We start from the raw sequence: 11,944 nt of genomic DNA, 5'->3' as shown, positions 1-11,944 counted from the left end.
GTCCCGTCACGGTCGCATGATTGCTCCACAGGAAACCCCCATGATCCTCCCCGACGGCTATTCCGATATCCCCGCCGGCAAGATCGCCGCAATCGTCACCCATCTGGAGATGACCGCCCGCCCTCCGCACCGGAACGATCCACCCGGCGCGTGGATCGTGCGCAAGGTCGACGCGCCCCCGCTTGATTGGTACCGCGATCTCTATCGCCGCGTCGGCGAGGAGTGGCTGTGGTTTTCGCGGGCGCGCATGACCGACGCCGAGCTCGCCGCAATCATCCACGCGCCGGGCATCGAAATCTACGCACTGGTCGTGGGCGGCCGCGATGAAGGCCTGCTCGAATTGGATTTCCGCGACCCCGGCCAGTGCGAGCTGGTCTATTTCGGCGTCACAGCAGGCCTGATCGGCACCGGCGCCGCCCGCTTCCTGATGAACCGCGCACTGGAGCGCGCATGGTCCGGCGATGTGCGTCGCGTCTGGGTGCACACCTGCACCTTCGATCATCCGTCGGCAGTCGCGTTTTATCAGCGCTCCGGCTTCATCCCGTTCCGCCGCCAGATCGAGGTCGCGGATGATCCGCGGCTCGACGGCACGGTGTCGCGCGATGCGGCGAAGCACGTTCCGATCATCGAGTAGCGAGTGTGGGGCGCGGCTCCTTCCGTCATTGCGAGCGCAGCGAAGCAATCCAGTTTGTCTCCGCGGAAAGATTCTGGATTGCTTCGCTGCGCTCGCAATGACGGAGTGTGGGCTACACCGCCCCTCTGAACTAGTTGTCGAAGTTCGTGTTGGCGCCACACACCAGCACCGCGACACGTTCGCCTGCCGACGGCTGATAGCAGCCAGACAACAGCGCTGCAAACGCCGCCGCGCCGCCGGGCTCGGCGACAAGGCGCAGGCTCGACCACAGCGCGGCCTGGGCCTGCCGGATCGAATCGTCGCTGACGAGGACGACGCGCTCGACATGGGCGCGTGCGATCGGGAACATCAATTCGCCGACGCGCCGTGGCGCGAGGCTGTCGGCGGCGAGGCCGCTGGCCGGCGCGTCGACCGGGGCTCCTGCCGCGAAAGCGGCGTGAAGGGTCGGTGAGAGCTCCGGCTCGACGGCAACGATGCGGGTCCGGCCGGCGGTCCACGCCGCGATGCCGCCGATCAGCCCGCCGCCGCCGACCGCCACCAGCAGCGTGTCGATGCCGGGCGCGTCCTGCTCTAGCTCCAGCCCGACGCTGCCCTGGCCGAGCAGGGTTTCGATCTGATCGTAGGCATGAACGGCCATGGCGCCGGTCCGCGCGACATGGGCTTCGCTGGCCGCAAGCGCATCGGCGTAGCGATTGCCCGCGATCACGAGCTCGGCGCCATAATTCCTGATCCGCTCGGCCTTGGCGGGCGAGGTGATGTCGGGCACGAAAATCGTGGCGGGAATTTTGAGCCGCTGCGCTGCATAGGCGACGGCGGCGCCATGATTGCCCCCGGATGCGGCGACGACACCGGCTTGCGGCACCTGCCGCAGCAGCAGATTGGCAAACGCACCCCGCGCCTTGAACGATCCGGAATGCTGCAGCAGCTCGAGCTTGAAAATGACGGGCGCGGCCGGCAGTCCGAAATCGGCGAGGTCGGCGGCGAGCAGCGGCGTGCGCCGGATGTGCGGGCGGATAACGGCTTCCGTCGCCGCGATCCGCTCCCGGGTGATGTCTGATGTCACTGTCATGATGCGGTCCTTGATAGCGCATCCGGACGACGCTGTCGCGAGCGCCGTTGCGTCAGGCGCAATGCTCCATGTCCAGGATTTTGCTTGCGTCGTTCCGATGTTGTCGTGGAAACTGATCGGCCCCGCCTCATCTACCGCCAGAGAAGAGCGAGAACCATGTTCCTGATCGGCCAATATGATTCCCCCTTCGTCCGCCGCGTCGCAATTGCGCTGCGGCTTTACGGGCTCGGGTTCGAGCACAAGCCGTGGTCGACCTTCGGCGATGCCGACAGAATAGCGCCGTACAATCCGTTGCGCCGCGTGCCGACCCTGGTGCTCGATGACGGCGAGGCGCTGATCGAGAGCACGATCATCCTGGACTTTCTCGACGAGCTCGTCGGGCCCGAGAAGGCGATGCTGCCGCGAAGCGGCGTCGAGCGGCGCCGGCATTTGCGGATTTGCGCGCTCGCGACCGGCCTCGGCGACAAGGCGGTCAGCCTGCTCTACGAACGGGTGCTGCGGAAGGAGCAGTTGGCGCTATGGGTCGAGCGCTGCCAGGCGCAGATCGGCGACGTGCTCGGCGTGCTGGAAGCCGAGCGCGCCAAGGTGACGACGCCGTACTGGCTGGGTGGCCGCATCGGCCATGCCGACATCGCTGTCGCCTGCGTCACACGCTTCACCCGCGAGGCGCATCCGCAACTGTTCGACACGGCGCGCTATCCGGCGTTGAGCGCACATGCCGATCGCTGCGAGGCGCTGGCGCCGTTCCAGGAGATATTGCAGCCGCTGGCGCCGCCGAAGGGGTGAGCGCTCTGTCGTTCCGGGGCGCGCCGCTTGGCGCGAGCCCGGAATCCATTCATCGGCGACACTTGCTGCACAATGGATTCTCAGATGCGCAATTGCGCATCATAGCTCGCGCTCCGCGCGCCCCGGAATGACACCAAGGCCCGTTACGCGAATCCCACCTTGATCAAAATGGTCAGAAAGGAGCCGCCGACGATCGCACAGACCGCGGCGCCGATCAGCGGCCCCAGCGCGCCTTCCCGGCTCGCAGGCTCCAGCACGGCCTGTCCCGGCTGGTCCGGATCGTAATAAACTTTGACGCTCTGTCCGGGATGATAGCGCGCCGCGGCCTTTTCCGCGACCTCGCGAAACCCGGAGATCATGGTGCCGCCCCAATCGACTTCGGTGCCGATGAAGTCGCGCTTGCCGACCCTGTAGGCGTAGCGCAGCGCGACCTGATAGCGATGTCGGAGTTTGGTGGTCGTCGGTTTGTCGTCGTGATCGGTCTTCTCCTCGATGATCTCCTCGATCACGTCGCAACGGGTGATCCTGCCAGCTGTGGTCGGCCAGCGCAGGCTGGCGCTTGCGAGCCGGCGGGTCCTGACATATTCGGCGACGAGGAACACGCCGCCCACGAGCACGATGATCGGCAACGCGAACGCGAACAGCGGAACGCCCTTGTCGGCGTAGAGCACACGACCTGCAAGCGAATGCGCGGTCAGGGTCGCGGCAATGAAGCCGAGCACGATCGCGAACGCCACCAGCGCCGCGACGTTCTGCGCTTCGGCGGGCTCCAGTAGGGCTTCGGTCGGTTGCTTCGGATCGACGTAGACATCGACATGCGCCCCGACCGGATATCGTCCCGCCAGCTTTGCGGCGAGCACCCTTGTCGTGATGGTGGGCCCGCCGACAAAGATCTTGTCGCTTTCCAGCTCCTGGCCGCCGGCCTGATAGCGATAGCGGATGATGGGCCTGGCATCGTTCCGATCGTCCGAGGCGTGCGTCGCCGGCTGATCGACCCGGGAGACCGTGATGATGCCCTCGACCTTGTCCCAGCCCCGCGCGGCCTGCAACAGCCGCCACGTGCGGACCAGGCTGAACAGCATCAGTCCAAACAGCAGCACTGAGACGGCGGCGGCAATCTGCGTCCACATCAAGTGTTGGGCATCCAGCATCCGATTTCCTTGGCTCCCCGAAGGCGACCGCCATTGGTCGCGGCGAGCGCGCGTTGCGTTCACGGCGCTGTGGGGGAAACGCGCCGCGAGAATGCGAAGCTGTGTGAAATGTGAGTTGGAAGCGCGGCGCTCCTTGCCCGCACTCCGTCATTGCGAGCGCAGCGAAGCAATCCAGTCTGTCCCCGCGGCAAGATTCTGGATTGCTTCGCTGCGCTCGCAATGACGAGATCGGGGGGGAGAGCTTCTGCCGTTCAGCAAGCGAGATTGGCGATCCTGCCTTGATACAGGTGTTTTGCCCGACGGCGCAAGCGTTTTTCGGCAAGACCGAAAATCTCACAAGCCCTTTCAGCCCCATCCCTACTGTGCATGGGGTTGTTTTCGCCTTCTGAGTGCCGGGGCCTACCCAGCCCCCACACGCTTCTTCTGCCAGACCAGATGCACGGCACAGGTGCAGCCGGGCGGATGCGAGGCGAGGTCTTTCGACATCTCATCATTCGCGGGCGTCGCGGCAAAGGCCTTGTCGGCGTCCTCGCGCGAGGGGATGTAGTTCAGCACCGGCGCCAGCCAGCGCTCGGTCTCGGTGACCGACATGCCCTTGCGCGCGGCATAGTCCTCGACCTGGTCGCGCTCGATCTTGCCGACGCCGAAATAATAGCTCTCGGGGTTCGCGAAATAGAGCCCGGACACGGACGAGCCCGGCCACATCGCAAAGCTCTCGGTCAGCTTCACGCCGGCGGTGGCTTCCGCGTCGAGCAGCTCGAACAGCGTCGCCTTCTCGGTGTGATCGGGCTGCGCCGGATAGCCGGGCGCGGGGCGGATGCCCTGATATTTTTCCAGGATCAGATCGTCGGTCGAGAGCGCCTCGTCCGGCGCATAGGCCCAGAACTCGCGGCGCACGCGGGCATGCATGCGCTCGGCAAAAGCCTCGGCCAGGCGGTCCGCCAACGCCTTGCACAGGATCGAGGAGTAGTCGTCATTGGCCATCTTGAAGCGGTCGGCGACCGCATCCTCGCCGATGCCGGCGGTGACCACGAAGCCGCCGACATAGTCGGGCACGCCCGCGGGCGCGATGAAGTCGGACAGCGCCGCGTTGAAGCGGCCCTCGCGCTTCTCGAGCTGCTGGCGCAGCGTGTGCAGCGTCGCGATGCTCCTGGTGCGGCTGTCATCGGCATAGAGCACGATGTCGTCGCCTTGCGCGTTCGCCGGCCAGAAGCCAACGGTCGCGCGGGCGCGGAACCATTTTTCCTTGACGATGAGGTCGAGCATCTTGCGCGCATCGTCATAGAGCGAGCGCGCGACTTCGCCGACCTTGGCGTCGTCGAGAATCGCGGGGAAGCGGCCGGCGAGCTCCCAGGTCTGGAAGAACGGCGTCCAGTCGATATAGGGCACGAGCTCGGCCAGGTCGTAGTCGTCGAAGCTCCTGGTGCCGAGGAAGGTCGGCTTCACCGGCTTGTTCGCGGCGAAGTCGACCGGCACGCGGTTCTTGCGGGCCACGTCCAGCTTCAGCCGCTTCTTGTCGGCCTGCGCGCGGAAATGCGCGTCCGAGATCTTTGCGTATTCGGCGCGCACCTCGGCGGCATAGGCCTCGCGCCTCTCAGGCGAGAGCAGCGAGGACGCAACGCCAACCGCGCGGCTGGCGTCGTTGACGTGGACGACGGGACCGGCGCGATAGCTCGGGTCGATCTTCACGGCCGTGTGCACGCGGCTCGTGGTTGCGCCGCCGATCAGCAGCGGCAGCTTCAACCCTTCGCGCTGCAGTTCGCCGGCGAAGAACGCCATCTCGTCGAGCGAGGGCGTGATCAGGCCGGACAAGCCGACGATGTCGGCCTTCTCCGCCTTCACCGTCTCGACGATCTTGGCCGCCGGCACCATCACGCCGAGGTCGATGACCTCGTAATTGTTGCACTGGAGCACGATGCCGACGATGTTCTTGCCGATGTCGTGCACGTCGCCCTTCACGGTCGCGAGCACGATCTTGCCGGCCGAGCTCGAGCCTTCGGTGCCGATGCCGTTGGCGAGGTTGCGCGCCTTCTCCTCCTCCATGAACGGCATCAGCCAGGCGACCGCCTGCTTCATCACGCGCGCCGACTTCACGACTTGCGGCAGGAACATCTTGCCGTCGCCGAAGAGGTCGCCGACCACGTTCATGCCGGCCATCAGCGGGCCCTCGATCACGTCGAGCGGCCGCTTGGAGGCCTTGCGGGCTTCCTCGGTGTCCTGCTCGATGAACTCGGTGATGCCGTGCACCAGCGAATGCGACAGCCGCTTCTCCACCGGCCATTCGCGCCAGGCGAGATCGGCTTCCTTGCTCTCCGTCTTCTTGCCGCGGAACTTCTCCGCCAGCGCCAGCAGGCGCTCCGATGCGCCCGCGTCGCGATTGAGGACGACGTCCTCGCAAGTCTGGCGCAGCTCGGGGTCGATGTCGTCATAGACGATCATCTGTCCGGCATTGACGATGCCCATGTCCATGCCGGCCTTGATGGCGTGATACAGGAACACCGAGTGCATGGCCTCGCGCACCGGCTCGTTGCCGCGGAACGAGAACGACAGATTGGAGACGCCACCCGAGATGTGCGCGCCGGGCAGGTTCTTGCGGATCCAGCGCGTCGCCTCGATGAAGTCGACGCCGTAATTGTTGTGCTCCTCGATGCCGGTCGCGATCGCAAAAATATTCGGATCGAAGATGATGTCTTCCGGCGCGAAGCCGACGCGGTTCACCAGGATGTCGTAGGCACGCTTGCAGATCTCGGTCTTGCGCGCGAACGTATCGGCCTGGCCGACCTCGTCGAACGCCATCACCACGACGGCCGCGCCGTGACGGCGGGCGATCCTGGCTTCGTGAATGAACTTGTCCTCGCCTTCCTTCATCGAGATCGAATTTACGACCGGCTTGCCCTGCACGCATTTCAGGCCGGCCTCGATCACCGAGAATTTCGAGGAGTCGACCATCACCGGAACGCGGGCAATGTCGGGCTCGGCGGCGACGAGGTTGAGGAAGGTCACCATCGCGGCTTCCGAATCCAGCAGCCCTTCGTCCATGTTGACGTCGATGATCTGCGCGCCATTCTCGACCTGGTCGCGCGCGACCTGAAGTGCCGCGGTGTAGTCGCCGGCGGTGACGAGCTTGCGGAAGCGCGCCGAGCCGGTGACGTTGGTGCGCTCGCCGATGTTCACGAAGGGAATCGCGTCGGTCAGAATGAAGGGCTCGAGGCCGGAGAGCCGCAAGCGCGGTTCGATCTCCGGCACGATGCGCGGCTTGTGCGGCGCGACCGCGGCGGCGATCGCGGCGATATGGTCCGGCGTGGTGCCGCAGCAGCCGCCGACGATGTTGACGAGGCCGGACGCAGCGAACTCGCCGACCAGGCGGGCCATGTACTCCGGCGTCTCGTCATACTGGCCGAACTCGTTGGGCAGGCCGGCATTGGGATAAGCGCAGACCAGCGTATCGGCGACGCGGCCGATATCGGCGATATGCGCGCGGAGGTCTTCGGCGCCGAGCGCGCAGTTGAAACCGATGGTGACGGGCTTGGCGTGCCGCACCGAATTCCAGAATGCTTCCGGCAACTGGCCCGAGAGCAGGCGGCCGGATTTGTCGGTGATGGTGCCCGACACCATCACCGGCATGTCGATCCCGAGCTGTTCGGTGATCTCGGCGATCGCATAGAGCGCGGCCTTGGCGTTCAGCGTATCAAAAATGGTCTCGACCAGCAGCAGATCGACGCCGCCATCGATCAGGCCGCTGATCTGCTCGCCATAGGATTTGCGCAGATCATCGAAGGTGACGGCGCGGTAGCCGGGATTGGCGACGTCAGGCGAGATCGAGGCGGTGCGGTTGGTCGGGCCGATGGCACCCGCGACGAAGCGCGGCTTGCCGTCTTCGGCGGCGACACGCTTGGCGGCGTTGCCGGCGAGGCGGGCGCCTTCGCGCGCCATCTCGTAGACGATGTCGGTGAGATCGTAATCGGCCTGTGCGATCGAGGTGGTCGAGAAGGTGTTGGTCGCGACGATGTCGGCGCCGGCGCGCAAGTAGGCGGCGTGGATGTCCTCGATCGCCTGCGGCTGGGTCAGGATCAAGAGATCGTTGTTGCCGCGCAGGTCGCGATGGAAATCCTTGAAGCGCTCGCCGCGAAATGCGGCCTCGTCGAACTGGAGGTTCTGGATCATCGTGCCCATGGCGCCGTCGAGCACGAGGATGCGCTCGCGCGCGGCATTGATGAGGGCGGTTCGCTTGGGCGAGGTGGATACGGTCATGGTGTCTTAGGCCGCCTTCTGCGCGCTCTTGGCGCGAATGCCGAGCAAATGGCTGATCGCGAACACGAGATCGGCGCGGTTCATGGTGTAGAAATGGAAGGTGTCGACGCCGTGCTTGGCGAGTTTCTGCACCTGGCCGGCCGCGACGGTTGCGGCCACCAGCTTGCGGGTCTCGGCGTCGTCGTCGAGGCCCTCGAATTTCGCGGCGAACCAGTCCGGCACGGTGGTGCCGGCGCGGGTGACGAAATTGCGGGCCTGCTTGAAATTGTGCATGGGCATGATGCCCGGCACGATCGGGATGTTGATGCCGCGCGCACGCACGCGGTCGAGATAGCGGAAGTAGAGGTCGTTATCGAAGAACACCTGCGTGATCGCGCGCGTCGCACCGGCGTCGACCTTGGCCTTCAGCGTATCGATATCGGCATCGAAGTCGCGCGCCTCGGGATGCTTCTCGGGGTAGGCCGAGACTGACACTTCGATGTCGGCGTGCCGCTTCTTGATCCCGGCAACGAGCGCGTCCGAACTCTGATAGCCGTCGGGATGGGCGGAGTAGGGCGTGCCGATGCCGCCGGCGGGATCGCCGCGCAGGCCGACGATGTGGCGGACGCCGACCCCGTGATAGCGGTCGACGATCTCGTCGATCTCGCCGCGCGAGGCGCCGACGCAGGTCAGATGCGCAGCCGGCAGCAGCGCAGTCTCTTTCAGGATGCGGGAGATGGTCGCGTGGGTACGTTCGCGGGTCGAGCCGCCGGCGCCGTAGGTCACCGAGACGAATTTCGGGTCGAGCGGGGCCAGCCGGTTGATGGTCTCCCAGAGATTCCGCTCCATATCTTCGGTCTTGGGCGGAAAGAACTCGAAGGAGATCGCAGGCCGCTTTGTGGCGAGGTGCCCGTCTTGGCCGGCAGGCGTCGTCAAATCGGTCATGGCACCACTCACTCCAGGCCACTCGCCAGCGATCTGGCGGCGGCGGTCGGGTCTCACTTTGGAGGGGCTAAGATAGGGCAAAGGCAGGTTTCTCGACAGCCCATCGGAGATGGGAAATGGCCCACTTTTGGTAAGATAATGTCGAATATCGCGATAAGGGAGGATCGGAGTGGGAAATGGCCTTAAGAGATATATTATACAATAATATCAGTAATGTAGCTCTATCTTAGTCACAGATAAAGTCGATCCGTGAGAGGTGGGCAAAATGAATTCCGTATTACGTCGGTTGCATCTGTCCCAACGTCCCGCTCTTGCCGCCCGTGCGGCCTTTCCGCCCGCACACGCCAGACCTGCGCTGTTCGCCCATTGCCGCCGAGCGGCCCTCAACTACGTTAGCGCGCCATGATCCCGCTCTCAGTCCTCGACCTCTCCGTCGTCACATCAGGCACAAAGCCCGCTGCGGCGCTGCGCAACAGCATCGACCTGGCGCGCCATGTCGACGGACTCGGTTATGTCCGCTACTGGCTCGCCGAGCACCATAACCTCGCCTCGGTTGCGAGCCCGGCGCCCGACGTGATGATCGGGCAGATCGCGGCGGTGACGAAACACATCCGAGTCGGCTCCGGCGGCGTGATGCTGCCCAACCATGCGCCGCTGGTGGTGGCCGAGCGCTTCAAGATGCTGGAGGCATTGTTTCCCGGCCGCATCGACCTCGGCCTCGGCCGCGCTCCCGGCACTGATGGCCCTACGGCCTATGCCCTCAGAAGCCGGCTCGACCGCCGCGAGGGCGACGATTTCCTGGAGCGGCTTCACGAATTGATCCTGTGGGAGACCCGCGAATTCCCCTCGGGCCATCCCTACCACAACGTCGTCGCCATGCCTGATGACAGTCCGCTGCCGCCGATCTGGTTGCTCGGCTCCAGCGATTATTCGTCGGAGCTTGCCGCGCAAGTCGGTATGGGCTTCGCCTTCGCGCATCATTTCGCGTCTCACGATGCGATCGATGCGATGGTGCACTATCGCAACCGCTTCCAGCCCTCGGCCTGGCGAGCGACCCCGCATGCGATCCTTGCGGTCGCTGTCATCACGGCGGATACCGACGAAGAGGCCGAAAAGCTCGCCACGTCTTTTGACCTCAACCGCCTGCGCCGCGACCGCGGTCAATATCTGCCGCTGCCAAGCGTCGAGGAAGCGCTGGCCTACCCCTATACGGATTCCGAGCGCGTTTCGATCACGCGCAACCGCTCGCGCCTGTTCGTCGGCAATCCGGTGACGGTGCAGAAGAAGCTTCAGCCGCTGATGGATTCGAGCAAGCCGGACGAGTTGATGGTGATCACGGCCGTGTACGACCACGAAGCGCGCAAGAGGTCGTATTCGCTGCTCGCGGAGGCATTCGGGCTGGCGGAGCAGTCAGCCTAAGTCCCGGCTCGCGCTTCACGCGTCCGGGACTAATCCTGCTGCGTCTCGCTGAATGTCGCCCGAAACGGGTGGCCCGGATACACGCCGACGATGCGGAATTCGCGCGAGAAGAATTTTAGCTCCTCGATCGCAAACGCAAGGCTTTTGTCTTCAGGGTGGCCGTCGACATCAGCATAAAACTGCGTGGCGAAAAAATTGCCGTCGACCATGTAGCTCTCGAGCTTGGTCATGTTCACGCCGTTGGTGGCAAAGCCGCCGAGCGCCTTGTAGAGCGCGGCGGGGAGGTTGCGCACGCGAAATACAAAAGTGGTGACCAGGGGTCCCGAGCCTTGTGCCGCCCATTTCGGCTCGCGCGCCAGCACCACGAAGCGCGTGGTGTTGTGGGCCTCGTCCTCGATGTCCTCGGCAAGAATGTCGAGGCCGTAGATCTGCGCGGCCAGGCGCGAAGCGATCGCGGCGACGGTCTTGTCCTTGCGCTCGGAAATGTCGCGGGCGCTGCCGGCGGTGTCGGCGTGCACGATGCCCTTGATGCCGAGCTTGCGGATGATGCGGCGGCACTGGCCGAGCGCATGCACATGGCTCTCGACGGATTTGATGTCGGACAGCTTCGTGCCCTTCACCGCCATCAATTGATGCCGGACCGGCAGGAACCATTCGCCGATGATGAAGAGGCCTGAGGCCGGAAGCAGATGATGGATATCGGCGACGCGGCCGGCGACCGAATTCTCGATCGGGATCATGCCGAGATCGGCTTCGCCCGAGGAGATCGCCGACAGCGCGTCCTCGAAGGTGGCGCAGGGCATCGGCTCGGCGTCGGGATAGGCCTCGACAATGGCGATATGGGAATTGGCGCCAGGTTCGCCCTGGAATGCGATTTTCAGCTTGCTCATGAAGGGCCTTGTAGCAGCGGCTCAGGATTTGGAAAGGATGCCGCGGGCGGTCTCGAGGTCCGCCGGCGTGTCGACCCCGCGGGGCACGGTGTCGACGATGGTGAAGTCGATGCGCATCCCGGCCTCCAGCGCCCGAAGCTGCTCGAGCTTCTCCTGCAGCTCCAGCGGCGACGGCGGCAGCGAAACGTAGCGCTCGAGCGCGGTGCGGCGATAGGCGTAGAGGCCGATATGGTGGTAGCGTGGTCCGTCGCCGGTCGGCGCGGTGGCGCGGGTGAAATAAAGTGCGCGCATCCGCTTACCCCCGAGCGGGGTTCCGATCGCCTTCACGACGCTCGGCGCGAGATCCTCCTCGGCGGTGTGGATCTGCGAAGCCAGCGTGGCGATGTCCACGGCCGGGTCTTCCAGCGGCGGCAGGACCTCGCGGATATTATCGATCGTGATCGTCGGGAAATCGCCCTGGAGATTGACTACGATCTCGGCCTTGCCGTCCGGATCGAGCCTCTGCATGGCCTCGTGGATACGGTCGGAGCCGGACGGATGCTCCGCGCGGGTCATCACCGCCTCGCCGCCATGGGCGGTCACGACCGCGGCGATCTCCGCCGTATCGGTTGCCACCGCGACACGGCCGATGCCGGCGGCCTCGGCGCGCCGCATCACATGCACGATCATCGGCAAGCCTGCGATATCGGCGAGCGGCTTGCCGGGCAGGCGGGTGGCGGCCATGCGGGCCGGGATCAGCACCAGGATGCGGGGATCGGTCATTGGTTCAAGGGCCTGGAAGCGGGAGGTTTTCCGCATCGGGAAATGGGGTGGGGATGGG

The 11,944-nt window shown here is 65.1% G+C and carries 9 protein-coding genes; 3 read left to right on the top strand and 6 right to left on the bottom strand.

Going from position 1 to position 11,944, the window contains the following annotated elements; all coding sequences use genetic code 11:
• The first annotated feature begins 40 nt into the window (after positions 1–40).
• A complete protein-coding gene (locus ABIC09_RS20335) occupies positions 41–634 on the top strand; it encodes a GNAT family N-acetyltransferase (RefSeq protein WP_354110337.1) in 594 nt (197 codons plus the stop codon).
• Positions 635–764: 130 nt separating this feature from the next.
• On the opposite strand, the gene ABIC09_RS20330 is transcribed toward ABIC09_RS20335, so the two are convergent.
• Entirely contained in the window at positions 765–1,703 is a 939-nt protein-coding gene (locus ABIC09_RS20330) for a threonine/serine dehydratase (protein WP_354110336.1), read from the bottom strand.
• Between the two features lie 156 nt (positions 1,704–1,859).
• Here ABIC09_RS20330 and ABIC09_RS20325 point away from each other — a divergent pair, with 156 nt between their 5' ends.
• Positions 1,860–2,489: a glutathione S-transferase family protein gene (locus ABIC09_RS20325; RefSeq protein WP_354110335.1), complete on the top strand. Its 630-nt coding sequence runs from the start codon at positions 1,860–1,862 to the stop codon at positions 2,487–2,489.
• Between the two features lie 143 nt (positions 2,490–2,632).
• Here the strand turns inward: ABIC09_RS20325 and ABIC09_RS20320 are convergent, their stop codons facing one another.
• From ABIC09_RS20320 to metF, 3 genes are all read right to left on the bottom strand, one after another.
• Positions 2,633–3,640, bottom strand: a complete 1,008-nt coding sequence (locus ABIC09_RS20320) for a DUF3592 domain-containing protein (RefSeq protein ID WP_354110334.1) — start codon at positions 3,638–3,640, stop codon at positions 2,633–2,635.
• A gap of 399 nt (positions 3,641–4,039) precedes the next feature.
• Positions 4,040–7,891: a methionine synthase gene (gene metH, locus ABIC09_RS20315; protein WP_354110333.1), complete on the bottom strand. Its 3,852-nt coding sequence runs from the start codon at positions 7,889–7,891 to the stop codon at positions 4,040–4,042.
• 6 nt (positions 7,892–7,897) lie between these two features.
• On the bottom strand, positions 7,898–8,815 hold the full coding sequence (gene metF, locus ABIC09_RS20310) for a methylenetetrahydrofolate reductase [NAD(P)H] (RefSeq protein WP_354110332.1): 918 nt from the start codon (positions 8,813–8,815) through the stop codon (positions 7,898–7,900).
• Positions 8,816–9,217: 402 nt separating this feature from the next.
• Here metF and ABIC09_RS20305 point away from each other — a divergent pair, with 402 nt between their 5' ends.
• Positions 9,218–10,234 carry an LLM class flavin-dependent oxidoreductase gene (locus tag ABIC09_RS20305; protein WP_354110331.1) on the top strand — a complete coding sequence of 339 codons (1,017 nt, stop codon included), beginning with the start codon at positions 9,218–9,220 and terminating at the stop codon, positions 10,232–10,234.
• 29 nt (positions 10,235–10,263) lie between these two features.
• Here ABIC09_RS20305 and ABIC09_RS20300 read toward each other — a convergent pair whose 3' ends face one another.
• Positions 10,264–11,124 (bottom strand): prephenate dehydratase, encoded by an 861-nt coding sequence (locus tag ABIC09_RS20300; protein ID WP_354110330.1) that lies wholly within the window; start codon positions 11,122–11,124, stop codon positions 10,264–10,266.
• Positions 11,125–11,145: 21 nt separating this feature from the next.
• Positions 11,146–11,886 (bottom strand): 3-deoxy-manno-octulosonate cytidylyltransferase, encoded by a 741-nt coding sequence (locus ABIC09_RS20295; protein ID WP_354110329.1) that lies wholly within the window; start codon positions 11,884–11,886, stop codon positions 11,146–11,148.
• Between the last annotated feature and the right edge of the window lie 58 nt (positions 11,887–11,944).

Origin of the sequence: Bradyrhizobium sp. S3.12.5, assembly GCF_040548225.1 — a bacterium.
GTDB classification, from domain to species: Bacteria; Pseudomonadota; Alphaproteobacteria; order Rhizobiales; family Xanthobacteraceae; genus Bradyrhizobium; species Bradyrhizobium cytisi.
Note: the sequence above shows the minus strand (reverse complement) of the source record. Positions and strands in the feature narration are given on the sequence as shown.